The organism is Bradyrhizobium sp. I71, assembly GCF_022354745.1.
Lineage (GTDB): Bacteria > Pseudomonadota > Alphaproteobacteria > Rhizobiales > Xanthobacteraceae > Bradyrhizobium > Bradyrhizobium liaoningense.
This window is the reverse complement of record NZ_CP059398.1, coordinates 1,247,704-1,273,505: the sequence shown is the minus strand read 5'-3', so window position 1 is coordinate 1,273,505 and position 25,802 is coordinate 1,247,704. Positions and strand designations below refer to the sequence as shown.

Sequence of the window (25,802 nt, the reverse complement as noted above, 5' to 3'; positions counted from 1 at the left end):
CTCGATTGCGTGGGCCCATCGCGGCTGATTCAAGGCCAACCATCGCGCCGGAATCCAGCGGCTAGATGGTCGCAAATCCAAACAAGTTCCTCGTCGTTCAGGCACCGCGCCCTGCCACAACATTGAAGATCGAATCTTCTTCAAGATCCTTGCCGGCCGTGGCTGGCGAGTGATGCCGACCGATCCGTTTCCGATGAGGATATGGCGAGCTTGGGTTTGCGAGGTGCGTGCTCGACACGGTCGCCACCGAATTGAGCGGAACAACGCATCTGCGCTTACACCTTGAAATGGAATTAGCGAATATGCCACTTCTTGCCTACGGCGAATACCGCCCTGATGTCAGCGACTATGAAGGCCTGGCCTCGCGCAACATCCTCAACGTCATTCCGCGCGGCGACGGTTATGGTCCGTTTCCTTCCTTCTCCGCCTACACGTCGGCACTGCCGGCGCCATGCCGGGGTGCGTTTTACGCGTTGAAGTCGGACGGCACGGTCGTCACCTTCGCCGGCACGAGCACCAAGCTCTACCGGCTCAACAATATCGACTTCACCTGGGTCGATGTCTCCAACGGAGCCTCGTCTTATTCGGCGCTGTCGGCAACCGCGCAATGGCAGTTTGCTCAGACCGGGAACTTCGTCTTTGCCACGCAGGCGAACGCCGTGTTGCAAGTCTTCGACCTTTCGTCGTCGACCGCCTTCACCGACGCACTCGGTGCGCCGCCGCAGGCCGCCTATATCAGCGTGGTCGGACGCTTCCTGGTGCTGTCAGGTCTGCTGTCGACGCCGTACAGGATCCAGTGGTCGGGGCTAAACAATTTCAACGCCGCCGACAGCTGGACCAGTGGGATCAAGTCGTCCGACTTCCAGGACTTTCCCGATGGCGGCATCGTTCGGGGCGTTGCCGGCGGCGAATCCGGCATCGTGTTCCAGGACCAGGCGATCCGGCGCATGTCCTATGTGCCGGGCTCGCCGATCATCTTTCAGATCGACCGCATCACCCAGGACAAGGGCCTCTACGCGCCATACTCGATCATCCGCGCCGGCGAGCGCATCTTCTTCTACGCCGGCCAGGGATTTCACAAGATCGAACCGGGCGGCGTGCCGCAGCAGATCGGCCGCGAAAAGGTCGACCGCAGCTTCCTCGCGGATCTCGACAAGGGCAATCTCCAGCTATTCATGGGCGCGGCCGATCCACGCTCGACACGGGTTTACTGGGCCTACAAGTCGGTCTCAGGCATCGTCGGCGCTTACGACAAGCTGCTCGGCTACGACTTCCTGCTCGACCGCTTCTTCCCGGTCGCAGTCACGGGCGAATACCTGCTCGGCATCTCACAGACGGGGCTGACGCTGGAGAATCTCGACAGCATCTCATCGTCGCTGGATGCGTTGACGCTGAGTCTCGATGCCTATGCGACCGCAGTGCAGCCGGAGATCGCGCAATTCTCGAATGCTCATGTGCTCGGCTTCTTCCGCGGTCCCAATCTGGAGGCGACGCTGGAAAGCGCGGAGCAGGGCACGGACGAAAACCGCATCACCATCCGCGGCTTTCGCCCGGTGACTGATGCGGCGACGCTGTTCGGGTCGGTGTCCTGGCGCGATACGCCGGCCGCAGCCGCAACGCCTGGTTCGGAAGTGCTGGTCAATGCGAGGACCGGCCGCTGCGACGTCAGGCGCGACACCCGCTACGCCCGTTTCAAGGTGCGCATCCCGGCTGCGACCGATTGGTCCTTCTGCGCCGGCATCGTTCCCGATCTCACACCCAACGGCACGCTATGACGGCTTACGTTCCGGGCATCACCGAGACCGACCTGAAGAAGATCGTGCTCGCGATTCAGCAGCTTGCGGCCGGCAGATCGAACGCCGTCGGCAGCGTGACGCTGACACCGGGTGCATCGAGCACGACGGTGACAACGGCGAATTGCGCGGCGGGATCGGTGCCGATCCTGGTGCCGGCATCAGCGAATGCCGCGGCAGAGGCAGGCAACGGGACGATGTATGTGAGCGCAGTTGCGAACGGCGCGTTCACGGTCACGCATGCGAACTCCGCGACGGCCGGGCGGGTGTTCTTGTATGCGGTGGTGGGGTGAGGCTATCGAAGCTGATTTCCCGTTAGGGAATAGTTGTGCCTCCTCGATTGCGGCCCTTTGATAAAGGTTGTTTTATTGCATTCGTGAGCAGGGGCGACGGGAGGAGCGAGTGATTTCGATAGCTGAACGTATTGTGTCCCTCTCGTTCAGCTATCGTATGATGAACTTGAATTCCTTCTGCGAGCTGAACGAGAGGGCTCCCCCCAGGCAACTAGTCTGGTCGGGTTGCCACAGGCACTTCAAGAGAAAGTCGCGCAGCTTGAAGGGAAGCGTACTCGCGCTAGATACCTTCTCACCGGCCTCGACGCTCTGAGTTTCAATCTCATGGAGTGGGAGTATTGGACTGATGCTGAACTCGTCTCAAGGGAGCTTGTGCGATTGTCCTTGACCTACGATGAGGTTTTTTTCTCGATGATGCTAGCTTGAGGCAAGCAGCCTGCCTCAAGCGCCTGGGCCGAACACAGGAATCTGAAGCCATAAAAAGTAAAATTCCAGAGGGCACAAGATTTTGGACGCGGAACAGATTTTGGTATGTTGAGGACGTGTAACTCGCAAAGGCTTTCGTGAAACCCCATATCAAGTCCGCTGCGCTGCAAACGACCGGATGAATTGCGGCGATTGGACAATTGGAGTTCAGTGCAGGATGTTTGGCGTTCGTCGCTCCTTTCTCTTTTAGCACCTGGTAGTCCCAGTGCGGACTCGTCACTCTTAGCCCGAAAGCCAGGTTCATATGGCGTGGCGATTGCGCCATCGCTGAAAGGCGATGGGATGCCTGTAACCGGAATGGTGGGACACCGCCGCCGTGGGAGCCGAAAAAATGGAGCCTGGATCCGGATGAGGAGGTGTTCATCAATCTAGGCCGCTGACGACACGTCGCCGCAGATGTCGAGTTGACAGGATTGCTCATGGGCGTTCGAATACGCGCTCAGATGGGAGACCGGGAAATGACGATCGAGCGGGATGATGATCCCCTTTGGAAACTGGCTGACTGGGTATGGCAATTGCGCCGAGAGCAGCCGCTTCATCGCGTCATCGACATCGTTGGCGAGCGGGCGGAGCAAGCAGATGGTGACGACTATCGCTTCCTTGCCCTTGACCTCGCGAGGCTGTTGCGTGAGGCCGGACGAAATGCCGAAGCAATCCGGACGCTCGATCAGGTGTCGGATCGCTATCCTGACGACGTTCGCCCTGCCATCAGCAAGGCACACATCTATCTCTCGGCGCTTGATCAACCCGAGCAAGCACTCAAGTGGATCGATATTGCATTGGAGCGAGCGCGTCGGACTGGGTTTTTTCGGAGAGAAGCGTTGGGTGACAAGGCTCGGATCTTGTTGAAACTCTCGCGCGGTGACGAACTGTCCGACGTGCTCGAGGAGATCATGTCCCTCCAAATGATGCGAGGTGTTCCCGATATCGGTCGAGAGCGCGATTTTGTCGATCGCGCACCACCGGGACTCATCCGAAAGAACGTCCTCGAGCGCTACAACGAGTTTCGTCCAAGGCGTCCGGAAGACGGTTCAACTGATGAACCACCAAAATTCGAACCGGCAAACGATCTAACGTGAAGCATCGATCGGCTTCGTTGAGCGTTTGTCGACAGTCCCGCGCCATCGTCGTCGGCCGCATTGACGAAGGCTCGATGCCCAAACGATCGGAGCGCCGACTGTGCTCGGCTTCTTCGCGGGCCAAATCTCGAGGTGTTGCAGGAAAGCGGAGCCAGGTCGCGGACCGGATGGGATCGTCATCCGGACTTCGTTGCGGATTTGGCTGCACCGCATCTGATCAATCGGATCATGTGCTGAGAAGGCTCGGATGGACAGCTTCTCGCCGGGACCGCAGTCGGCCCAGCGCATTGCGCCGCTGCCGGCTGCATCGTTGGCTGGCCCCGACGATCACCCGACTATAGACGCATCGCCGCAGGCTGGCTCCTTGGCCATAGGTGATCGTCCGACAATGCAATTCTGCCTGCTCGTCTTGCGGGCGGGCGAGGTTCTTGCTCGGATCCCGGCATGGAGGTGAATATGGTTTTCCGCGATGATCGCCTGCGCGGGCTGCTGACCAACGAGCCCGCAACGCATCAGTCGTTCCAGCCGCCGATTTCCTTCCCGGTTTGAAATGTCGGGCACTCACGTCCCCTGGCGCGATCCCTGCGCCGGCGGCACACAGCTCCTCTGCATCGATCCGGAACATGTGCGTTCGATCTGGCCGTTGACGGCGCCTCTGCTCAGGCAAGCGACCGTCGAAACAGGCTTATCGGCGTTCGCAACAATTGAGCGCGACATCCTCCGTGGCACCTCGCTGCTTTGGGTCGCCTGGAATGGCTCGATGATCGAGGCGGCTGCATCCACGAGCCTTCAGCAAACAGATGCCGGCAAGATCTGCGTCATCACGGCATGCGCCGGGACGGGTATGAAGCGCTGGCTGCCGCTGATCGGCGGGATCGAAACATATGCGCAAGCGGAGGGGTGTCGCTGCGTGCGCATCTTCGGCCGGAAGGGCTGGGCGCGCGTGCTGAAAGGATACGAGCAGACCTATGCGATCGTCGACAAGCGTCTGCCCTCGTCGACGGCAGGGTGATTGCTTCGCAAATGCTCACATAGGCTTTGGTCCTGGAAACCGCCTCGCGGCAGATAATTCTGATAGCGCGACGCGACTTGGGGTTGCGGTTGTTCTTGTTATGTTCTAGCATGGTTGTGTGTGCGCAAGCTCAAGGTCTCAGATGTCATGCGTCGAACCTCTTCTGGATGAATCTGGCGTCGCCAGGAGGAGGGGCGAATGGCGTTGCGCGCCGATGCTGAGCGCTCCCATTGCGCGGCCTTTCCGGATTTCGCGTGGCGGATGTTTGCTGCTCTACTTGTTGATCGCTGGCGGCGATGCAAGCCAGTCAGTGGCTCAGGAGACTGACTTTACACCTTACGCTCGGGCGGCCGACTATTGTCGCGGCGACGTCGCGCGGCCGATCGCGCTGTCACAGGACAGGCGCGTGCTTTGTCTTGATGGAGCAATCGCATCCGACCGGAACGTCGCAATCGCATCCGATTTGGCAGATCATGGCATCGCTGTCGTTCGCAGCCGCGGAGGAGATCCCGTACGGGCCGTTCAACTGGCGAACACGCTTCGAGACCGCAATGCGATCGTCGTCGTGCGGGATTTCTGCCTTTATGCCTGTGCCAGTTTTATCCTGCTGTCGTCGTCAGAGACTTACGTCTTGGACGGCGCATTGGTGGCGTGGGGGCTTTTTCAGCGATATCCCGATCGCCAGTGTATCGGCTTCATCGAGGGCAAGGACCAGGAGGGTGCTTTCCTAACGTGGGTGAGCTGCTCGTCGGACTACCCTGACGAGAGGCCGAGATCGCGGCTGTGGGAAGAATTTTATCGCGATAGAATTGTCGACACGGTCTACACCGATCCGCCGGAAAGCAGGTTCATCAGACGTCAACTGATGAATTTGTATCGGTCGACGGGCCAGTATCCCCTGGTGTTGTGGACTTGGAATCCTCGCCATCACGCCAGTGCGATCAAGACCAGGCTGGTCTATCAGCACTATCCGGAGAGCCAGGAAGAGGTCGACGCAATCGCGGGGCGATTGGGTCTGAACCGCCGGGTGATCTATGACCCTTGATAGGCGAGCAATCGACGAATTCTTGGTTCGGCGACGGTCCCTCGACCGGGTGTTCGCGCCGCACGCCGAGCAATAGACCGTTCACATGATTTTCATTCCGTGAGTGCAGAGATGGCGCGATCATTCAGAGATCCTTACACACGTGTACCCAATTTCGGGGTTGAAGGTGCGATACCGAAGCCGCCCTGGTGGGCAGATGTCGATCGTTGGAGAGTTGTCCCGCCGGCATTCCCTCCGTGGTCACCGCCGCCGCCGGTCCCTCGCGACGATTCAGATCCCTTCGGTGTCCCGCCAGAGATGCCGGCTCCGCTGCGGCCAAGGTCGGACAATGTGCAGCACCGCACCGAGTCTGATTTGACCGACTGGCTGTTCAAAGCTTACCGCGCCCTTCGCGAGGGGCGTGCAAAGCAACCTCCATGGCCGGACCAAGGCCGGGGTGCGCCGGACCCGTTTCTGGACACGCGTCCGTGGCAGGCAATCGAACCGCTGCCAAGCCTTCAACCCATGCCGTTTTACGCGGACCAGCTGGAAACGTTGCTGAAAATCCCGCTGAAGGACCTCAAGAGTCCGACGAGAAGCGGGCTTCCGGAAGAGAAGGCCGTCCAGCCGCCAATCTTCTTTCCGTTCGACTGACACATCGACGACCTGTCGATTTCATCCCCGTTCGCGTTCACACGCAAAGAACTCATACTCAGGGAAAACATCCTCCATGGGCGGACAATCCACCTCCACACAGACCGTGCAATCGCAGTCGGCACCATGGGCTGCCGCGCAGCCCGCACTGCAAGCGATGTTGGGCCAGATCAACACGGGACTCAACAATACCGGCCTGACGTCGGCGGAGAGCTCAGCGCTCGACACGCTGAAGAACAACGCTGCGGCAGGTAATCCCTATGCAGGCCAGATCGCAGGCTACGCGCAGTCGCTGCTCAGCGGCGGCGACGCCACCGCGCAGGCCGGCAACGTGCAGGATAACCTCTCGTCCTATCGTGATCGGCTGACACCCTACGCCAACGGCAGCATGGTCGGCAATAATCCGGCCCTGATGGCCCAGCTTGCACAGATCCGATCCGACGTGGGCGACTCCGTGAATTCGCAGTTTGCCGCTGCCGGTCGTGACTTCAGCGGTGCGAACCTCATGGCCTACGGAAGGGGTGTTGCGGCGGCGGAGGCGCCAGTGATCGCCGCGCAATACAATCAGGATGTCGCAAACCAGCTTGCCGCGGCAGGCGCGCTCTACAATGCCGGCAATACCACGGCGAACACGTTGACGCAGATGCAGCAGAGCGATCTCGCCAATCGGGGGCAGGGCGTCGCTGCCGCGCAAGCGGCACTGGATGCACAGAACTATGGAGCCAACGCGACTCTGGCGGCGGAGGCGCAGCGTCGCGGCATACCTGTGCAGGCGTTAGGCCTGCTCGCGCAGATCGGCGTGCCGATCGCCCAGCTTGGGACGCAGGGTAACAGCACGACGACGGGGACACAGCAGAAGTCCGGGGCCGAGCAGTTTGCAACGATCGCCGGCGGTATCAACAATCTGCTCAATCCGTTCAAGGGCATTTGGGGAGGCTAGCCATGGTGGTCCAAACTGAAGCGGAGCTGACCGGGGCTGCTTTCGACCTGGCGAACGCAGGTTATCCGCAAATGCCGGATCCGGGGAGGGACGGGGAAAGCCAGTCCTCGATCGACAGCGACGTCGCATCGCTGCGCGATGCCGCAGACCAGCTGTCCGATCAGCAGCCGAAAGTCGTCGTAAGGCAATACACAGACGTCGAAGGCAAGCCCGCAGCCGCAAACGAGGCCGTAACTCTCGCGCGCGCATCGCGAGATTATGCAGATGCAACGGTGGGCGACAGGCAATCCGCCGAAACCGAGACTTCGGAGGCGCTTGCCGCCAAGATCGATGCGCTGCGGGCGGAAGTCGCCGCCAACGATCCCGATGCGCCCGAGTTCTACGGCTTCGAGCAGCCCGAAGCCCACCAGGTGCGCGACGAGGAGATCGAGGCCCCATCAGATGCGCCTGAAGATCGGGGGAGGCGCCCTGCCGAACTCGACCCCGATATCGAGCAGTTCCTGCAGCATCCGCAGGTGCGCCTTGCGATCGAGGAGAAAGTGGGCGAGGTCGAGCGCGCGCGGCGGAGCTATGTCGAGGGCCTCGACGCGGCGATGCAGATCGCGCAAGCGAGCTTTGTCAGCCAGTTTCCAGAATTGGTCGGCCTTGCCCCGGAGCAGCTTCCGGCAGCCCTGGCGCAAATTGCGCATCAGGACCCCGCGAAGCTGGCGCGCATCCAGGCGCTGGTCGCGAGTAGCGAACAGTTGCGTGCGCGCCAGAATGAAGAGGTGCGGCGGATGGCGGATGCTTCGCGGCACGGCTTCCAGAACTATGCGAAGGCGGAGGACGCTCGCCTCGAGACGTTGCTCAAGGACGAGGCGCGAGAGGTCCGGCAAGCCGTGGCGCAGGAGATCATGGCGTCGGCCAAGGCCAGCGGCATCGAGCCCGATGAACTGCGGCGCCTGTTCGACAGCGAGCCCTTGATGCGCAATGCGACGTTCCAGCGCATGATGTACGACGCCGGGAAATACCGGTTGATGATGAAGGCGAGAGATGCCGTGAATGCGAAGCCGATGCCGCCGGTGCAGCGGCCGGGCATGGCTAGCAGCCGCGGGGAGCGTGATCAGCAAGATCTGCGGTCGCTGAGCGCCCGGCTTTCGAACACGGGCGATCTCAAGGATGCGGTCGCGCTCTACCAGGCGAAGACAGCGGGTCGACGGTGACTGGTTGATGCCGGCCTTTCGCCCGGTTGTACCTTGTTTGGCTCCGAATGCAGACTTGTGATACAGGATTGGATATCCATGTCGTTGAAGCGCATTTTATACGTGACGAGTCTCGCCACAGTTCTGCTCCCGTCGGTCGAGACATTCGCCGGTGATTACACCGTTTCCTATGCCTTCGATGGTACGACGAGGGCGGACGTCGCCAGAGGCGCGACAGGTGCGTCCAACGAAGTCGGGATCGCGAAAGAATGTCAGTACGGGCGGGGTTGCACCATCGAGCTGATAAAATCGGATCTGACGATATCGCTCAAGGTTGAGCGTTTAGGGTGGTCCAATAAGGTGACGGTCTTTGCCGACGGCGGCCGCAGCCGCAGCGACGGTTGTTGCTATTTTTTCGGTGGCGATCGCCTGGTTTCAAAGGAGCTTACCGAGCCATTGCTTCGCCTGCGGATCTACGAAGGGCAAGCTCGCAAGAGAAACGAATACGTTGAAAATCTGCCCTTAGGGCTTCTGTATCTGCAGTTCTCGGACTTCAAATAGTTCGGCGCCCGGGCGCGCCGCCAGCCCGTCTTTCACCCTTATTCGTCAGCTGAATCATTCTGCGATCCTTTGTTGATCGCGGGACCGCTTCGGCATGATTCTGCAGGAGTTCGTCATGGCTACAATCGAGCAACAATATCTGCCTCCCCCGGATTACGAGACGACGATCGCGGAGGCAGACCGTCCGCGTATTTACGATGCCGTTCGTAAGCAACTGGGCGATCTCCTGGAAGGCAATCAGTCCTACTATCCGGATGGTGTCCAGAAGGACTGGCAGGCCCGGGCGGATGATCTGGACCGCTACATCAAATCGTTCATGAGCTCGCAGGGGCGCGTCAATGATCCGGCGGATATCCTCGGAGATGTGGTCAGGTATCTCCGCGCACACGCCGAACACTTCCGCGACAGAATGAAGGAAATAGGGCCTTCCGATCCGATCGAGCTCCCGCCAGGGCTGTCGCCGACAACCCGAGACAGGAATGAACTGTACGTGGATCCAAATCCGTTTGCTCCTCCGATGAAGAATGCCCCCGTTCCACGCCAGGAATGGTCAATCTCGACCTCCTCCAATCGTCTCGCAGGCGGGGCGAGCAGGCCAGAGCGGCGCGTCGCCCCACCAATATTCTTTCCCTTCTAGAAGCCGCCAGTCGTCTCATCGCAGCCGATCAACTGAATTCACGGCAGGAAAGCACACCATGAGCGAAGACAATCGAAACTTTATCGAACGCGCCGAATCCATCACCAGAAATCTCTACGGGGAACCGTTGTCATCGGATCGTATAACGGAGAACTTCGCGCTCTATGGGCTGAAGAAGCGCGTGGCGGCGCTCGAGCGGTTCGATACCGAACTGGGCGGCGATATCGATTCCAGCCCTCACAGCCTGCGAAAGCGCGTTCAACTCGTCGATCTGCGCCGGCGGCTGGGCGACCTCCATGAGGCATTGCGCAAAGCCAAGCGATGACCCATCCGCTGCTGACGGCGCTTGCGCAGGCGCGCCTCCGCGATGCGCCGATATTCGCCAAGTGGTGTGAGCTCAACGGTGAGTCGGCCTGTCCAGCGACGCCTGCGTCGGTGGCGCGTTTTGTGGCCGACTGCGCGGCGTTGGGTATGAGCCGGCTCTGGCCGGCGGTACAGGACATATCGCGGATGCACGTATCACTGGGCCTCGCCGACCCCACTCTCGGCGGTGCGGCGGCGAGCGCGATAAATGCGATTGCGGCCATCCCGCCGCCTCGGTCCTGGCCGGGACTGTTCAAGCAGCGGTTCGCCGCACTACCCTACGACATCCAGGTTCATCTCGCCTCACACGAGGCACAGCGCGAACGCGCACTCCGGCGCGCACAGAATGATGCTGCCTCCGCCCGCCAGAAACTGGCGGCGTTCGAGGCCAAAACGAAGGATGGAAGGACCAATGGCAACGAAGCCGGAACGCGTGACCAGGATTGAAGACCGCATTGAGGAGCTGCGCGCCGAGATCGACGGGATCATCGACGCGCGCGTGGCCCGGATCGCAAGCGAAAGCCCCGGGGTTCCCGCAGGTGTGATCCGCAACCTCCTCACAGCCCGGGCGCCGTCCTGCCTTTGCGCGCAGTACATCGAGCTTTGCAGCAAAGAGACCAAGACGCCAGACTGACGGCAGGCGGCGGCGAGTTGATCGAGCCACGTACCGGCAGCTCATGAGCGTCTTTTCACACCAAGGATACAGCATGACTCTCTACAAGTGGTCCCAAACGGCGTCCGTCGACGCCACGGCGGATTCGACAATCAACTGGGCGGAAGGGCAGTCACCCGCCAGCGTCAACGACTCGGCGCGCGCGATGATGGCGGCGATTGCGAAATACCGGGATGACATGACCGGCGCGATCGTGACGACCGGCACCGCCACGGCCTATGCGGTCAGCAGCTATCAAGTGTTTCAGACGCTCGCGCAATTGAGCGGTCAGGTCATCGCGTTCACGCCGCATGCGACGAATGGCGCGACCGTAACGCTCAACGTCGATGGTCTTGGCGCGAAGCCACTTCGATCGGCGCCTTCGACCGACTTGCCGGCGGGCGTCCTAGTGCAAGGTACTCCTTACGCGGCGCTCTACAATTCGAGCGATGCAGCGTTCTATCTCCATGGGTTCTTCACAAATCCTTATTCCATCCCGATCGGGGCCAGCATCGATTTTTGGGGGCCTACTGCTCCCAACAGCTCGTTTGTGCTTGCCTATGGACAGGCAATCTCGAGAACGATCTATTCGGCCTTGTTTGCCATGTTCGGCACGACCTATGGATCAGGTGATGGCTCGACTACCTTCAACATTCCAGACATTCGTGGGCGTGTTGTGGCGGGTGTCGATACCATGGGCGGGCCGGCTGCCAGTCGCTTGACCGACGCCAATGTTGGATTTGGCGATACGCTTGGTGAGACTGGCGGCGCCCAATCTCGAACACTCGTCACGGCCAACCTGCCGCCTTACACGCCGTCCGGCTCAATCGGCGGAACGGGTCTCAGCAGCCAAACAAACGTTGTATTTTATAGTTCATCCATCACGCCGCCTGGCGGCGGCAATACCACGGTGGCGCAACTACAGACGGGACAAGTCTCAATCAACGGCAACCAGTATTCCTTTACGGGTAACGCACAGGGCGGCACGAGCACGCCGATTGTGACCGTTCAGCCGACGATCGTAGCCAACAAGCTTCTCCGGATTGTATAGGCGCGCAAGACTCTTTAAGGACGAGGTGGAGCGCCAGTGACGCCAAGAGCAAGGTAAGCCAATCTTTTCATCTCGCGACGACCACGAGTAACGGTGTCCAAGATGAGGCCAGACGAAGCAGACAGCATCGCCATTGTCATGAGGCCCATGGAGAGAACCGCTGTCGGTAGTCTTGGAACCAGCCCGGTCTCTAAGAACGTCACAACGATTGGAATTGCCAAAACTACCGATGCGGTCGCAAGCCCGGTCGCAACCCAGGCAAAGAATTGGAGCGGTCTTTCCGACCGATAGAGCTTCAACATAGTGAGCAATATGCGCAGGCCATCCCGCCACGTATTGAGCTTGGAATGAGAACCCATGGGCCTTTCGAAATAGGGCGTTTCCATCTCCCCAACAGGAAGGGACAATTCGAGAGCATGAACTGACAATTCGGTTTCGATCTCGAAGCCGCTCGACAACACCGGGAAAGACTTGACGAACCTGCGAGAAAACACCCGATAGCCGGACAGGACATCCCTAAACGCCCTGCCGAAGATCAGCGCCAAGAGCCCTGTTAGCATACGATTTCCGGCTCGATGGCCTCGCCGATATGCCTCCTCGGACTGATCGACGCGAACACCAACGACCATGTCTAGGTGTTCAGCGATAAGCTTTCCAATGAGCCTCGGCGCACTAGATGCATCATAAGTCGCGTCACCATCGACTAGAATATAGATGTCAGCATCAATGTCGGCGAACATTCGACGGACCACATGCCCCTTACCTTGGCTTCTCTCGGTCCGCACGATGGCTCCGCAATTGCTGGCTATCTCTGCGGTGCGATCTACGCAGTTGTTCTCATAGACGTAGATATCTGCTCCAGGCAAAGCGTCTCTAAAACCTGTGATTACCTTGCCGACAGTTGATTCTTCATTGTGACAAGGGACTAAGACGGCAATCTTCATCTGCGTCAGGGGCATCGAATTTCCTGTGAGCGGGAAGTCTCTCGTAACGAGCGCGTATATCGAGCTGTGAAGAGCTCTCGGGCGCTCGATACATTCGCCCCCATCAAGCCGGCGGCGAGTACGATTCCTATTGCAGCCGCGGCGCTCCTTGAGACGAATACGGCGTGGATCTGACTGTGGTTGCTCAGTGCTTCGAACCAGACGATCGGAATCAACACCGGCCAAAACTGGCTTAGCTCTGGCCGCTTCAGCGGTATGCGGAACAGTATCAGCAGGGGTACAAAAATTAGCATGCCCCAACTCAAGATGGCGTTCGTGAATACCTTGGCCGTCGCTGCGAGTGGGAAATGCCGTACGCTAGCGTAGTCCCCGTTAATCCTGAACATCGCGGCATTAAGGACATCGTTCTGGATATCAAAAGTCGGCTCTACGAGGTAAGCGGCAACCCATTTTGATGCCCATGTTACGCTGTAAGCCGAAAACCACACCACGACGCAAGCGATGGCGAGCCGATAGCCTCGTCCGGACGCCACAAGGAAGAACGCCATGAGCATTGGCAACCATGGCGGGTTGACCAAGAAGTCGACAAAATTGAAAACAGAACCAAGACCAGCTGTCGCAATGATCAATGTCCGATCAGCGGATTTCTTTCGGAGCAGCCAGGCGAATATCCCGGCGCCCCCGAGAATGATCGCAGTGCTGACCGTATGAGGTGTGACGTGCCAGATGCGAACGAAGTCGGACAAGAATAGAACAGGGGCGCAGAGCCCTATGGTCGGCCACGTTCCGATGAGCCGATCTGCTTGAAAGACAAAGAAAATAGCTGCGCTAGCGAGGACAGCAAGGTTTACGAACTTCAGAAGAAGTATCGGTAGGAGCGACGCCAGTGGCGCGCTGTAGATACGATATCCATGCCAATATCTTGCGTAGCTTTGCCAATTGACGCTGCTAGGGTTTTCGGCGGCCTGCTTGAGGTCGTCGCACGCGTGACGGTCGGATGCCGGCCTCGGTGCCATGATGCCGTTCTCTATTGCGCTCGTGCCCGGTTTCATGCCTTCGCCGAGCGCATAGCAGTCCGTAAACCGATCGCCGCTGGCAATGAGTTGATTCCGGTGCGAGGCGTCGACCAGGACGCCAGAATCAAAGGCGCTCTTGATGTGCTGCCAAGTCGTCTCCTTTGAGATGAGGTGGTCAAGGTTCGACATCGCAAAGAAATAGATCGGTTGCAGCAGCAATACCAAAGCTGCCGCGATCACCAGTGAACTGAGATTCCGCAAATTCATCCTCCCTGCCGGGAGCCAACTTACCATCAACCCATGGTAGCCGAAAGGACCTACCAAATGACGGACTTCAACGCCCTCACGCGGGCGAACCTAAGCCGCTGGCAAAATGCCAAGCTGACCCGGAAGACTTTGAGCGACAAGGTCGCTACGGCGCTGGTTTCCGCCAAGAAACGCTACCAGGCGGTCGAAGCCAAGACCGGCGTTCCGTGGGCCGTGATTGCCGTCATCCATGAACGGGAATCGTCCCAGAACTGGGGCCGGTCGCTGGCCCAGGGCGACCCCTGGAATAAAGTCTCCGTCCACGTTCCGGCGGGCCGAGGCCCGTTCAACTCGTGGGAAGACGCGGCGATCGACGCGCTGCTCAATTGCCACCCATATCTTGCGAAGCGCAAGGACTGGTCCCTCGCCGGCGTTCTGATCGCGCTCGAGATGTACAACGGTCTTGGCTACGCCAGCAAGGGCATTCCGAGCCCTTACCTCTGGGCCGGGACCAATCAATACAAGTCCGGAAAATACGTCGCCGATGGTCGGTTCGATCCGAGCCACGTCGACCAGCAACTCGGCTGTGTTGCGATGCTGCTCGCGATGATGGCGGTCGATCCCACCATTACCTTCACAGGCGCCAAGGTGGCGCCGTCGCCGCCGCAAGCACCGCACAAGGCGCCTTCCGTCGCCAACCCATCCAAGGGCTCCATCGGCGCGTTCATCGCCAATGTCTTCAACGCCATCTTCAAGAGGAAGTCATGACCACAGCGTTCGACAAGGTCAAGGCCTGGTTCAGAGATTCCGTGACGATCCTTTGGGCTCGCACTCAGTATGTTCTGGGAGTGCTGGGCGCCGGCCTGATCGCGGCATTCTCCGGCTATGATTTCACGCAGCTCACGAGCATGGACGCAAATTCTGCGTTCAAGATGCTGCTCGCGGTTGCTACCGCCGGCGTGCTCACCGAAATTGCCCGGCGCCGGACGCTCTAAGATGTGGATGACAATCCTCAGCTTTCTGGGCGGCCCCGTCATCAGGGGCCTGATCGACGCTTACCAGGCCAAGCTCAAGGCCGGCAATGTCGAGGCGAAGATCGCCGCAGATCTCGCCGCAAGCGAGATTGCCTCGCAGACGGCCGAGGCCAACGCGATCATGCGCTACCGCATCGCCGAGATCGGGCACTGGTACGAGCCTGACAAGTTGATGGGTTACTGCGTCGCTCTGTATTTCGCAAAGCTCCTGGTTTGGGACAAGGTTCTCGGATTGGGCTCGACCGACGCCCTGGCGGGATTTGCGGCGATCACCGCCAATCTCGTCGTCTCGTTCTACTTCGCCAAGCGCGGCTTCGAAAATGTCGCGAGGATCATCAAGCGATGAAGATACCCGATGACGAGATCAAGGCCATTGTCGCCGAAACCTTGGCTGAGCAGCACCGGCTCCAGCAGGACAGCATCGACGCGATCGTATTGAAGGCTGTGGCGTCGGTGCTGGCCTCATTCGGAATCGAGGATGACGACCGAAAGGAGCTGAGGGCCGATTTTCAGCACTTGCGAAGGTGGCGAAAGAGCGTGGAACAGGCGCAGAGCTACACCTTCAAGGCCGTGATCACCGTCATCGCCACAGGGCTCATGGGAGCGGTCTGGCTTGGCGTCAAGGTCGTGCTTGGCAAGTGAGCTTTCATCAACACAATGCCGCTCCTCCAGTCTCGTCATACCTTGCGCGCGGACCGATCCATGTACAAAATCCGCAATGTCGATCCATCTGACGACGACGTCGCCGATACTCTGTCTGAACTGCATCGGTGGACCTTCTTCAATTCGGCCGCCATGCCTCGGTTCGAGCTTGGATCGTGGTGGTTGGCCTATCATGGTGACGATGCGGTCGCCTTCGCCGGGGTCGTTCCATCCTCGCACGTCAGAAACGGCGGCTATTTTTCCAGGGTTGGCGTGCTGCAACGGCATTGGGGACGTGGCCTTCAGCGCAGATTGATGCGTGTCGTCGAGGCCAAGGGACGGCGCGTCGGCTGGAACAGCATCGTTTCCGACACGACCGATAACGCGGTATCCGCCAACAACTTCATTCAGGCGGGCTATCGGCTCTTCGAGCCCGAGGCGCCGTGGGCGTGGGCGCATACGCTCTATTGGCGGAAGCGGCTTCGATGAGCTGGGCTTCCGCCGCACGAAACGTATCGCGTAGCGGTACGAGACGTAGTGCTAGCTCGTATGTCTGGAACGTCCGTGGACCCGGCAGCCTGGAGCTGCCGGGTCCTTTTTGCGTATTGAAGCGATGCGGGTGAGGTACTTGCGAAGACGGCGGAGCCGGGCTTTAAGTTTGCTCTTGCGGGAAATTCGGCGGCCATAAGCCGATGTGAGGAGCGCTATCGATGCCAACCAAGCCTCAATTGCCGGAACGTTCAGCGCGAGGGACAGGAGGCCCGGCTGCGCTCGATGGTCTATTTGTCGTCGATTTTACGCGGGTGGTCGCCGGACCGGCCTGCACCCAGACGCTGGCCGATTTCGGCGCGCATGTCATCAAGATCGAGAATCCCGACGGTGGCGACGACACCCGCGCCTACGAGCAGGCCGAAATCGGCGGCGAAAGCGCCGCCTTTCTCAGCCTGAACCGCAACAAGCGTGGCATCGCGCTCGATCTTGCCGTGCCGGAGGCCCGCCAGATCGCGCTCGACCTGATCCGCAAGGCTGACGTGGTCGTCGAGAATTTCTCGAGCGGGGTCATGAAGAAGTTCGGGCTCGACTATGAGTCGGTCGCGCCGCTCAATCCACGGCTGGTCTATTGCTCGATCTCCGCCTACGGACGCACCGGGCCGTTTGCCTCGCGTCCCGGCTTCGATCCCATCACGCAGGCGGAAAGCGGCTTCATGTCGCTCAACGGATTTGCCGACGGCCCGGCGGTGCGTACCGGCCCGCCCATCGTGGACATGGCGACCGGGATGTCCGCCTGCAATGCCATCCTGCTCGCGCTGCTGGCGCGCAACCGGCTCGGCCGCGGGCAGCATGTCGAGGTCGCCCTGTTCGACGTCGCGATCGGAATGACCGGCTTCTACGGCATGGCCTACCTCATCAACGGCGAAAACCCCGGCCGCTTCGGCAATTCGCCGAGCGGGTCACCCACGGTCGGGGTCTACGAGGCCTCTGACGGACCGCTCTACATGGCCTGCGCCAACGACCGGCTCTACCGCCGGCTCGTGGTCGAGGTGCTGAATCGGCCCGATCTCATCACCGATCCGCAGTTTGCGACGCGCAAGGCCCGTTCGGAGAACAAGGAGCTGTTGCGCGCAGCCATCGCGGAGGTTTTCGCAAGCGATACTCTCGAGAACTGGATGGCGAAGATGAAGCTGGCCAATATTCCGGTGGGCTATCTCCGGACGGTCGAGGAGGGCTTCAACGCGCCAGAGGCGCGCGAGCGCCATCGCTTGAACCGGATTCCGCATCCTACGGCGGAATGGGTGCCGAATATCGAACCGCCGATCATGATGAGCCTGACCGGCGCGATCGATCCCGTTGCGGCCCCCCTGTTGGGCGAGCACACGAAGCAAGTCCTGCAGGATGCGCTCGGCTACGACGAACGTCGGATCGCGGAGTTCGCCGAGAAGGGCGCCTTTGGCGCGGTCAAGCCCCCAACCTCGGCTTGAGCGTTCCCTCGGCTTGATTTGGCGAAGGTCCCGCCGCATAAATGTGTGAAAGCGAGGGACACGAATGGCGCCTGGCCAGGAGCCAAGCATGATCCAGACCGCCGGCCGACAAGCCGGTGGAGAGGTCTATGCGGCGATGATTGCGAAGGCTGGGGCGCTCCTGCCGCGACTGAGAGAGCGCGCCGCGCGGACGGAGGAGCTGCGGCGTCTTCCGCCGGAGACCGAAAAGGATCTCCATGACGCCGGCCTGTTCCGGATGCTCCAACCGGCCCGGATCGGCGGCGCCGAGCTCGACTATGTCGCCCTCGTCGATTGCGCTGAGCTGCTCGGGCAGGCGGATGCGTCGGTAGCCTGGAATCTCGCCAACCTGGCGAGCCATCATTGGATGCTCGGCATGTTCGAGCAGAAGGCGCAGGATCTGGTCTGGGGCCGTGATCCGGACGCGCTGATCGCATCCTCGTTCATTTTTCCCGCCGGACGCGCTACGCGGGTCGCGGGTGGATACCGGCTGCACGGAAGCTGGCCGTTCTCCTCTGGGGTTGCCTCCTGCGAATGGAACATGCTGGCAAGCGTGGTTTACTCCGACGATGAGGCGGACGGCATCGAGTATCGAATCTTCCTGCTGCCGAAGGGCGATTACAAGGTGCTGGACACCTGGAATGTCGCAGGATTGCGCGGGACGGGGTCTTGCGACGTGGAAGTCCGGGACGCTTTCGTGGCCGACCACATGACGGTCGCTGTCGGTGAGCTCTCAGGTGGCCCGACGCCGGGAAGCAAGGTCAATCCGAATCCGCTGTATGCGTTACCCGTGTTCTCGCTCTTCCCATACGTTCTCTCCGGCGTCGCGCTGGGGAATGCGCAGGCATGCCTCGACGACTACACAGAGGTCGCGCGTCATCGCATTTCAACCTACAATCGTGCCAAGCTGAGCGATTTTCAAAGCACGCAGATCAAGATCGCGGAAGCATCGGCGAAGATCGACGCCGCACGCCTGATCATGCGGTCGGCCTGCCTCGATGCCATGACAGACGCTCGGCGCGGCCATATCCCTGACATGGCGACCAAGACCAGATATCGGCGCGACGGATCTTTCTCAGTGAACTTGTGCACGGACGCGGTCTCGATGCTGTTTGCCGCGAGTGGCGCGCGTGGTCTATTCACAAGCGGCATGTTGCAGCGGCAGTTCCGCGATGCGCACGCGATCAACTCGCATCTCGCGTTCAACTTCGATGCGGCCGGGACCAATTATGGACGAGTGGCACTCGGCCTGCCGTCCGAGAATCTGACGCTGTGAGGCCGGCCGATGAATGATCTGCCGAAGCAGCCCCGCGCTCCCGATCCCGCCAACGAGTTTGCGAGCGACAACTCGCAGATCGATCCTCGCGACTTTCGCAACGCGCTTGGAACCTATGCAACGGGGGTAACGATCATCACGGCGGCAGCGCCTGACGGCAAGCCCTACGGGCTGACGTGCAATTCGTTCGCCTCGGTCTCTCTGAACCCGCCGCTGGTTCTGTGGAGCCTCGTCGTCTATTCCTCGAGCCTGGCCATCTTCCAGAACGCCAGCCATTTCACCGTCAACGTGCTTGGTGCTTCGCAACAGGCGCTTGCGAACAAATTCGCAAAATCATCGGACGACAAGTTCACCGGCTTGGACTGGGCGCCGGGCCTCGGCAACGCGCCGGTACTCGCCGAGAGCGTCGCCAACTTTCAATGCCGCTCCGTGAATCGCTACTATGGCGGCGACCACGTGATCTTTCTCGGCGCGGTCGAGGCCTACACCTACAATGCGAAGGAGCCGCTGCTCTTCGCCCGGGGGGCGTTCGGCCGCTTCATGGCCGACGATGAACGCAAGAAGGCGCCGTAACGCGCTTCAGGTCGCCTAGACAGCCTGGCGTTCCGGCGCCGATAGCTTGTAGATTTCCAACGCGTCCGCTTCCGCACCTCGCGCGGCCTTCGCCAGCCTGAAAAGTTGTCCGGCAAGGGTGGCCATCGGCACTGGCGTCGACGTCGCCTGTGCGACATCGGCGACCGTATCGAGATCCTTGAGCATCGTGGCGATGTGACCGAGCGGTGGGTTGTGAATGCCCTGGACCATCCGCGGCACGAACAGCTGGAGCGGGATGGAATCCGCAAAGCCGCCGGCGAGCGCTTCGGGCAACCGGTTGGCATCGATTCCGGCATTCACGGCAAGGCGCGTCGCTTCCGCGAGGACGGCCATCGCGCATCCGACGATCACCTGGTTACACAGCTTCGTGGTCTGGCCGGCGCCGATCGGGCCCATGTGAGTGAACCTGCGCGCCATGGCCAGCACATAGGGCCGCACCCTCTCGATGTCGCCAGCTTCCCCGCCCGCCATGATGGCGAGCGTGCCTTCCTCGGCGCCCTTCGTGCCCCCGGACACGGGCGCATCGATCCAGCCCGCGCCATTCGCGTCCTTCAGTCGCGCTGCGAGATCGCGCGCAGCGTCGGGATGTATGGACGAGAAGTCGACGATAAGTTTGCCTGCGCCGGGTGCCGCTGCCAGACCTTCGGGCCCGAAGATCACCTCCTCGACCGCGGCCGCATCGGTCACGCACATGAAGATGATATCCGAGTTCACCAGGAGATCACGAGGCGTGACCGCGCGCTTGGCGCCGGCCTCGGCAAGCGGCGCCACCTTGCCCTCCGAGCGGTTCCAGACAGCGACCTGATAGCCGGCCTTGAGCAGGCGTCGGGTCATCGGCGTGCCCATGAGCCCAAGGCCGAGATAGCCGAGCCTCTCAGTACCTTGCGGGTTTGCCTTGCTCGCATCAGCCATAGGTTGCCTCCTTCTGTCGCAATGCGACGGCCCCTTTACCATACATTGTGCATCCGACGGCAAAACCGCCCGGCTTGCATGGCTTGCCTGATTGTTTGAACCATGAAACATTTGAGGCGGTCGGGTTGGGGGCGCCTGTCGGCGCCGGAGCAGCGGAGTGGGTACGATGCGAACCGTTTCGAAATGGATCCTGGCTTTGGGGGCGGCAGCAGCCGTGAGCGCGGCGGCAAGCCCGTCATGGGGGCAGCAGACGATCCGCGTCGGCTGGACGATCCCGGCCGAGGAATCCAAGTACTGGATGATGCGCAGGCCGGCCGAGTTTCCCAGTATCGGCAAGACCTACAACATCGAATGGACCCAATTCCAGGGCACCGCGCCGATGACGCAAGCATTGGCGGCCGGCGCGCTGGACTGCGCGACGCAGGCGCCACTGTCGCTCTCCAATGGCGTGGTCGGCGGCAATCTCAAGGCCTATATCGTTGCGCAACACGTCTTCGAAAAGCCTGGCGGTTTCTCGGTCTATTGGGCCGTCAAGGATGACTCGCCCATCAAGACAATCGCCGATCTCAAGGGCAAAACGGTCGGTATTTCGGTGATCGGTGGCGGCACGCAAGGGCCATTCAACCTGCTCTTGAAGCAGAATGGCGTCGATCCGGCCAAGGACATCAAGCTGGTCGAAGTCGGCTTTGCAGTTTCCGAGGACGCGCTGCGCCAAGGCCGCGTCGATGCCGTCAACATGAACCAGCCGTTTGCCGCACGCGCGGAGGCCAAGGGCGGCACGAGGAAGCTGTTCTCGCTGTCCCAGGCCATGCCGAACATCGTGCACATCCTGGAAGCCTGCCGTGCCGATTTCGTCGACAAGAATCCGGAACTGGTCAAAGCCTATGTCCGCGACATCACGTCAGGCATGAAGAAGGCGCTGGCGAACCGTGAAGAGACCTTGAAGGTCGTATCGGAGGTGCTGAAGGCGCCCGTTCCGGTGCTTGAGACCTATCTGCTCAAAGACAATGATTTCGGTCGCGATCCAGGCGCAGCACCAAACTTCCCCGCGATCCAGAAGATGCTGGATATCTATGCAGAGACAGGAATGCTGCCCAAGTTGGATGTCGCGCAGTTCAAGCATCAGACGATCGTCGCTCCGCTGGAATAGAAGCGGGCGAACGATCGTGCGTGAGACCGCAGCGTTCCGGATCATCCGGGACGCTGCATGAAGAAGATGCACATATGAAGAAATTGCGATCACGCGTCACCACGGACGGGCTCGACCGGGCCCCGCATCGTGCATTCATGCGCGCCATGGGGCTGGACGACGCTGCGATCGCCAAACCGATGGTAGGCATCGTCAGCATGAAGGGCGAGCAGACGCCCTGCAACATGACTCACGATTTCCAGGTGGCCGCCGCCAAGACCGGAGTCGAGGAAGCCGGCGGCACACCGCGCGAATTCTCGACCGTCTCGGTCTCCGACGGCATCAGCATGAACCACGAGGGCATGAAGTTCTCCCTGTTCTCGCGGGAACTGATCGCCGATTCGATCGAAGCCGTCGTGCATGGGCTGGCCTACGATGCGCTGATCGGGTATGGCGGATGCGATAAGACGCTTCCCGGCGTGATGATGGGTATGGTTCGCTGCAACGTTCCGTCCATTTTCATCTATGGCGGCAGCTCGCTGCCGGGCCGCGTGGACGGTCGAACGTTGACGGTGCTGGACTCCTATGAGGCTGTCGGCAGCTTCATGACCGGCGAGATCGACGGCGCCACGCTCGAGCGGATCGAGCGCGCCTGCTTGCCGACGATCGGCGCGTGCGCCGGCCAGTTCACCGCGAATACCATGGGAATGGTGTCGGAGGCGATGGGCCTGACCATTCCCAACGTCTCGATGGTGCCCGGTGTCTATGCCGAGCGGGCGCAGATGTCACGACGCGCGGGGCGGCTGATCATGGAGATGCTGGAGCGTGGTGGACCGCTGCCGCGCGATATCGTGACGCGCAAATCCCTGGAGAACGGCGCGGCGGTCGTGGCCGCGACGGGCGGCTCGACCAACGCTGCGTTGCACCTTCCTGCCATCGCGAACGAGGCCGGCATTGCATTCACGATCGACGATGTGGGCGAGGTATTTGCCAGGACGCCGCTGATCGGAAATCTGCGGCCTGGTGGCAAATACACGGCGAAAGATGTCTACGACATCGGCGGCGCGGCGGTGGTGATCCGCGAGCTGATCCAGAGCGGGCATATCGATGGCAGTTGCATCACCATCACGGGCCGAACGCTTGCCGAAGAATATGGTGCGGCCAATGCTCCCGATGGCGAGGTCGTTTACGCGTCTCGTGCGCCTATCATGCCAGATGGGGGCGTTGCAGTTCTGAAGGGCAACCTCTGTCCGGACGGTGCGGTGATCAAGGTTGCCGGTTTGAAGAGCCAGTTCTTCGAGGGCGTCGCGCGCGTTTTCGAGGATGAGGAAGCCTGCGTCAAAGCGGTTCGTGACCGCAGCTACAAGGCGGGCGAGGTCCTCGTGATCCGCAACGAAGGGCCGGTCGGCGGCCCCGGCATGCGTGAGATGCTCGGTGTCACCGCGCTGATCTACGGACAGGGCATGGGCGAAAAAGTTGCCCTGATCACCGATGGGCGGTTCTCGGGGGCGACCCGCGGCATGTGCATCGGCTATGTGTCTCCCGAGGCGTTTGTTGGCGGTCCATTGGCGCTTGTTCGCGACGGCGACAGGATCCGGATCGATGCTGTAAATCGGCAGATGGATGTCTTGCTCGACGAGCAGGAGCTCACCGCGCGGCGGCGCGATTGGAAGCAACGCCCGCCGCGTCACCGTGCAGGTGCGCTCGCAAAATATGCGCGGCTGGTCGGCCAAGCGCCGGGCGGAGCCGTTACGCATGAAGGTCCGGCAGAATGGCCGTGGTTCGAATGACGCACCGCACGTGTGCGGAGACGACGGCCTGTCTGGCAGGTTTCTTGCTAAGCTCGTGCCGCTGAATGTTCGCGCGAGTGAGACGAGATACGGGATGACGGTAGTGGCTGCGAGATCGAGCGAATGGATGAGACCGGTGACACCACAAGAGCCGGCTTCCGCAATCATCGAGATCGATCGCGTCTCGCAGGTCTTTCAGACCTCAGCGCGCAAGGATCATTTGGCGCTGTCGGACATCTCGCTGACGATCGAGGAGGGCGCCTTCGTCTCAATCCTCGGTCCGTCCGGCTGCGGCAAGTCGACACTGCTCTATATCGTCGGTGGCTTTGTCAGCCCGACCAGCGGCATGGCGAAGATCAAGGGACATGCGATTACCGGGCCCGGTCCGGATCGCGGACCGGTGTTCCAGGAGTTTGCTTTGTTTCCCTGGAAGACCGTGCTGGGAAATGTGATGTATGGCCCACGCCAGCAAGGTGTGCGCGCCGCCGAGGCCGAAGCGCAGAGCCGGGCCCTGATCGAGATGGTCGGTCTCAAAGGCTTTGAGAATTTCTACCCCAAGGAATTGTCCGGCGGCATGAAGCAACGCGTGGCGCTGGCGCGGACGCTCGCCTACCATCCCGAAGTTCTGCTGATGGACGAGCCATTCGGCGCGCTCGACGCGCACACCCGGACTCGCCTGCAGAACGATCTTCTGACCATCTGGGAGCGCGACCGCAAGACGGTGCTGTTCGTCACCCATTCGGTCGACGAGGCCGTCTTCCTCTCGGACAAGGTCGTCATGATGTCGAAATCTCCGGGCCGCATCCGGCAGGTCATCGACATTGATCTGCCGCGGCCGCGCCGCCGCAATGAGCTGTTGCTCGATCCCCGCTATCAGAAGTACGTCGTCGATATCGAGCGCATGTTCGATGAGAGCGACGAAGCCGGGCATGTCTCATGATGACACCGGCTGCGTTGACCAAGCGGGCTGCTCCGGTGCTGGCCTGCATCGGATTGCTGGCGGTGTGGCAGGTTGCCTCGCTGGCGCTGGAGAACGACAGCTTCCCGACGGCGATCGAGGCGGTCCGGGCAATTCCGGACATTCTCGGCGACAAGGAGTCCCTGATCAACATCCTTGCTTCGCTTCGCCGCATGGCGATCGGGTTCGGTGTGGCGGTGCTGGTTTCGATTCCACTGGGCCTGTTGATGGGACGCAGCCGGGGCGTCGCGGCCTTCTTCAATCCGCTCCTGATGGTGATTTATCCGGTGCCGAAGGCCGCCTTGATGCCGATTATCATGCTTTGGCTGGGCGTCGGCGACATCACCAAGACACTGGTGATCTTTCTGGGAGTCAGCCTCCCCGTGATCTACCACAGCTTCGAGGGTTCCAAGGCCGTCGAAGAGAAGATGCTTTGGTCGGGGGCTGCGATGGGGCTTTCGCCCGCACAACGGTTGGTGCGGATCGTGCTGCCCGCAGCGCTGCCGGAAATCCTGACCGGGTGCCGCACGGGATTGGTGCTGGCGCTGATCACGATGATCACAAGTGAGATGATTGCCCGTCAATCTGGCGCCGGCAATATCCTGTTCAATGCGCTCGACATGGGCCAATACGACACCGTCTTTGCGATGATCATCATCGTGGGGGCGATGGGAATTTTCCTCGACGCGCTTTTCGAAAGGGCCCGTGCCAGACTTGTGCGTTGGTCCGAACCGCAGTTCGACATGCCGCTGAGCTTCTCATGATGTCGCGCTTTTTCTCCCCAAACGTCTTTCTTGGGATTGCCCCGATCGTGCTGGTGATCGCGGTATGGCAGGGCCTTGTGTCATTCGGCTTTGCGCCCGCGGTCTTGCTGCCGCCGCCGGGGTTCGTCTTCGGCCGGCTGCTTCAGCAGCTCGTGACGTTCGCGTTTCAGCAGGAGATCGCGGCAACGCTGATCCGGCTGTTTGCGGGGTTTGCGATTGCGGTCGTGCTTGGCGTGAGCATCGGTATCGCGGCTGCCGCCAACCCCGCGATCAACGCCGTGGTCCGTCCTATCGTCCGCGTATTGGCGCCGTTGCCCAAGGTTGCCCTCTATCCGGCGCTCCTGCTCCTGCTCGGGTTCGGCCACGGATCGAAGATCACGTTGGTGGCGGCGGACGCGCTCTTTCCCATTCTGCTCTCCACCTATTACGGTGCATCGGCCGTCGAGCAGAAGCTGATCTGGTCGGCCATGGCGGCAGGAACGCCGCGCTATGAAATCCTCTTCAAAGTGGTGCTGCCGGCCGCGATGCCGTCGATCCTGACGGGATGCCGGATCGGCCTTGTCATTTCCTGCATCGTGGTGTTTCTGGCCGAGATGATCACGTCGACGGACGGATTGGGGCACGCGCTGGTGACGGCGGCCCGAACCTTCCAGGCCGTCGATATGTTCGTGCCCCTGATCACGATCTCGCTGCTGGGGCTGATCCTGAACGGCCTGCTGGGAGCGCTGCGCTCGTACTTGCTCCGGGGCTTCCCTGAAGCGTAACAACAAGAAC

At 60.8% G+C, this 25,802-nt stretch carries 30 protein-coding genes; 27 read left to right on the top strand and 3 right to left on the bottom strand.

Going from position 1 to position 25,802, the window contains the following annotated elements:
- Positions 1–302 precede the first annotated feature (302 nt).
- The 14 genes from FJV43_RS06270 to FJV43_RS06205 all read left to right on the top strand — a co-directional run bounded on the left by FJV43_RS06270 (position 303) and on the right by FJV43_RS06205 (position 11,726).
- On the top strand, positions 303–1,775 hold the full coding sequence (locus FJV43_RS06270) for a hypothetical protein (protein WP_239625456.1): 1,473 nt from the start codon (positions 303–305) through the stop codon (positions 1,773–1,775).
- Positions 1,772–2,086: a hypothetical protein gene (locus tag FJV43_RS06265; protein WP_239625454.1), complete on the top strand. Its 315-nt coding sequence runs from the start codon at positions 1,772–1,774 to the stop codon at positions 2,084–2,086. The genes FJV43_RS06270 and FJV43_RS06265 overlap by 4 nt, the downstream gene beginning before the upstream one ends.
- A gap of 944 nt (positions 2,087–3,030) precedes the next feature.
- Positions 3,031–3,651 (top strand): tetratricopeptide repeat protein, encoded by a 621-nt coding sequence (locus FJV43_RS06260; RefSeq protein WP_239625453.1) that lies wholly within the window; start codon positions 3,031–3,033, stop codon positions 3,649–3,651.
- 760 nt (positions 3,652–4,411) lie between these two features.
- Positions 4,412–4,663, top strand: coding sequence for a hypothetical protein (locus FJV43_RS06255; RefSeq protein ID WP_239625451.1), 252 nt, complete (start codon positions 4,412–4,414; stop codon positions 4,661–4,663).
- A gap of 265 nt (positions 4,664–4,928) precedes the next feature.
- The gene (locus tag FJV43_RS06250; RefSeq protein ID WP_239625450.1) at positions 4,929–5,708 is read left to right on the top strand and encodes a hypothetical protein; all 780 of its coding nucleotides are present in this window, start codon (positions 4,929–4,931) and stop codon (positions 5,706–5,708) included.
- A gap of 354 nt (positions 5,709–6,062) precedes the next feature.
- Positions 6,063–6,341, top strand: a complete 279-nt coding sequence (locus tag FJV43_RS06245) for a hypothetical protein (protein WP_239625448.1) — start codon at positions 6,063–6,065, stop codon at positions 6,339–6,341.
- 76 nt (positions 6,342–6,417) lie between these two features.
- A complete protein-coding gene (locus FJV43_RS06240) occupies positions 6,418–7,281 on the top strand; it encodes a tail fiber domain-containing protein (protein WP_239625446.1) in 864 nt (287 codons plus the stop codon).
- 2 nt (positions 7,282–7,283) lie between these two features.
- Complete coding sequence (locus FJV43_RS06235; protein ID WP_239625445.1) at positions 7,284–8,483, top strand: hypothetical protein; 1,200 nt, start codon at positions 7,284–7,286, stop codon at positions 8,481–8,483.
- A 78-nt stretch (positions 8,484–8,561) separates the two neighbouring features.
- A complete protein-coding gene (locus FJV43_RS06230) occupies positions 8,562–9,023 on the top strand; it encodes a hypothetical protein (RefSeq protein ID WP_239625443.1) in 462 nt (153 codons plus the stop codon).
- Between the two features lie 115 nt (positions 9,024–9,138).
- Positions 9,139–9,660 (top strand): hypothetical protein, encoded by a 522-nt coding sequence (locus tag FJV43_RS06225; protein ID WP_239625442.1) that lies wholly within the window; start codon positions 9,139–9,141, stop codon positions 9,658–9,660.
- Positions 9,661–9,718: 58 nt separating this feature from the next.
- Positions 9,719–9,985, top strand: a complete 267-nt coding sequence (locus FJV43_RS06220; RefSeq protein ID WP_239625440.1) for a hypothetical protein — start codon at positions 9,719–9,721, stop codon at positions 9,983–9,985.
- Positions 9,982–10,470 carry a hypothetical protein gene (locus FJV43_RS06215; RefSeq protein ID WP_239625438.1) on the top strand — a complete coding sequence of 163 codons (489 nt, stop codon included), beginning with the start codon at positions 9,982–9,984 and terminating at the stop codon, positions 10,468–10,470. Before FJV43_RS06220 ends, FJV43_RS06215 begins: the two co-directional genes overlap by 4 nt.
- Positions 10,436–10,657 (top strand): hypothetical protein, encoded by a 222-nt coding sequence (locus FJV43_RS06210; protein WP_239625437.1) that lies wholly within the window; start codon positions 10,436–10,438, stop codon positions 10,655–10,657. The genes FJV43_RS06215 and FJV43_RS06210 overlap by 35 nt, the downstream gene beginning before the upstream one ends.
- Before the next feature lie 73 nt (positions 10,658–10,730).
- On the top strand, positions 10,731–11,726 hold the full coding sequence (locus FJV43_RS06205) for a tail fiber protein (protein WP_239625435.1): 996 nt from the start codon (positions 10,731–10,733) through the stop codon (positions 11,724–11,726).
- Positions 11,727–11,740: 14 nt separating this feature from the next.
- Here the strand turns inward: FJV43_RS06205 and FJV43_RS06200 are convergent, their stop codons facing one another.
- Positions 11,741–12,685, bottom strand: a complete 945-nt coding sequence (locus FJV43_RS06200; RefSeq protein WP_239625434.1) for a glycosyltransferase family 2 protein — start codon at positions 12,683–12,685, stop codon at positions 11,741–11,743.
- Entirely contained in the window at positions 12,676–13,947 is a 1,272-nt protein-coding gene (locus FJV43_RS06195; protein WP_239625432.1) for a hypothetical protein, read from the bottom strand. The genes FJV43_RS06200 and FJV43_RS06195 overlap by 10 nt, the downstream gene beginning before the upstream one ends.
- Before the next feature lie 63 nt (positions 13,948–14,010).
- Between FJV43_RS06195 and FJV43_RS06190 the strand changes: the two genes are divergently transcribed.
- From FJV43_RS06190 to FJV43_RS06155, 8 genes are all read left to right on the top strand, one after another.
- On the top strand, positions 14,011–14,700 hold the full coding sequence (locus FJV43_RS06190; protein WP_239625431.1) for a hypothetical protein: 690 nt from the start codon (positions 14,011–14,013) through the stop codon (positions 14,698–14,700).
- A complete protein-coding gene (locus tag FJV43_RS06185) occupies positions 14,697–14,927 on the top strand; it encodes a hypothetical protein (protein ID WP_239625429.1) in 231 nt (76 codons plus the stop codon). Before FJV43_RS06190 ends, FJV43_RS06185 begins: the two co-directional genes overlap by 4 nt.
- Position 14,928: 1 nt before the next feature.
- Positions 14,929–15,312, top strand: a complete 384-nt coding sequence (locus tag FJV43_RS06180) for a hypothetical protein (protein ID WP_239625427.1) — start codon at positions 14,929–14,931, stop codon at positions 15,310–15,312.
- Positions 15,309–15,608 (top strand): hypothetical protein, encoded by a 300-nt coding sequence (locus FJV43_RS06175; RefSeq protein ID WP_239625425.1) that lies wholly within the window; start codon positions 15,309–15,311, stop codon positions 15,606–15,608. The genes FJV43_RS06180 and FJV43_RS06175 overlap by 4 nt, the downstream gene beginning before the upstream one ends.
- A gap of 60 nt (positions 15,609–15,668) precedes the next feature.
- Positions 15,669–16,097, top strand: coding sequence for a GNAT family N-acetyltransferase (locus tag FJV43_RS06170; protein ID WP_239625424.1), 429 nt, complete (start codon positions 15,669–15,671; stop codon positions 16,095–16,097).
- A gap of 221 nt (positions 16,098–16,318) precedes the next feature.
- Positions 16,319–17,587: a CoA transferase gene (locus FJV43_RS06165; protein WP_239625422.1), complete on the top strand. Its 1,269-nt coding sequence runs from the start codon at positions 16,319–16,321 to the stop codon at positions 17,585–17,587.
- Between the two features lie 88 nt (positions 17,588–17,675).
- Positions 17,676–18,881 carry an acyl-CoA dehydrogenase family protein gene (locus FJV43_RS06160; protein ID WP_239625420.1) on the top strand — a complete coding sequence of 402 codons (1,206 nt, stop codon included), beginning with the start codon at positions 17,676–17,678 and terminating at the stop codon, positions 18,879–18,881.
- 9 nt (positions 18,882–18,890) lie between these two features.
- Positions 18,891–19,454 carry a flavin reductase family protein gene (locus tag FJV43_RS06155; protein WP_239625419.1) on the top strand — a complete coding sequence of 188 codons (564 nt, stop codon included), beginning with the start codon at positions 18,891–18,893 and terminating at the stop codon, positions 19,452–19,454.
- Between the two features lie 15 nt (positions 19,455–19,469).
- Here the strand turns inward: FJV43_RS06155 and FJV43_RS06150 are convergent, their stop codons facing one another.
- Complete coding sequence (locus FJV43_RS06150) at positions 19,470–20,387, bottom strand: NAD(P)-dependent oxidoreductase (protein WP_239625417.1); 918 nt, start codon at positions 20,385–20,387, stop codon at positions 19,470–19,472.
- A gap of 166 nt (positions 20,388–20,553) precedes the next feature.
- Between FJV43_RS06150 and FJV43_RS06145 the strand changes: the two genes are divergently transcribed.
- From FJV43_RS06145 to FJV43_RS06125, 5 genes are all read left to right on the top strand, one after another.
- A complete protein-coding gene (locus tag FJV43_RS06145; RefSeq protein ID WP_239625416.1) occupies positions 20,554–21,537 on the top strand; it encodes an ABC transporter substrate-binding protein in 984 nt (327 codons plus the stop codon).
- Between the two features lie 74 nt (positions 21,538–21,611).
- Positions 21,612–23,306 (top strand): dihydroxy-acid dehydratase, encoded by a 1,695-nt coding sequence (gene ilvD, locus FJV43_RS06140; RefSeq protein WP_239625414.1) that lies wholly within the window; start codon positions 21,612–21,614, stop codon positions 23,304–23,306.
- A 127-nt stretch (positions 23,307–23,433) separates the two neighbouring features.
- Positions 23,434–24,246, top strand: a complete 813-nt coding sequence (locus FJV43_RS06135; protein WP_239629329.1) for an ABC transporter ATP-binding protein — start codon at positions 23,434–23,436, stop codon at positions 24,244–24,246.
- Positions 24,243–25,028, top strand: coding sequence for an ABC transporter permease (locus FJV43_RS06130; RefSeq protein ID WP_239625413.1), 786 nt, complete (start codon positions 24,243–24,245; stop codon positions 25,026–25,028). Before FJV43_RS06135 ends, FJV43_RS06130 begins: the two co-directional genes overlap by 4 nt.
- Positions 25,025–25,792, top strand: a complete 768-nt coding sequence (locus FJV43_RS06125) for an ABC transporter permease subunit (RefSeq protein WP_239625411.1) — start codon at positions 25,025–25,027, stop codon at positions 25,790–25,792. The genes FJV43_RS06130 and FJV43_RS06125 overlap by 4 nt, the downstream gene beginning before the upstream one ends.
- The last annotated feature ends 10 nt before the right edge of the window (positions 25,793–25,802 follow it).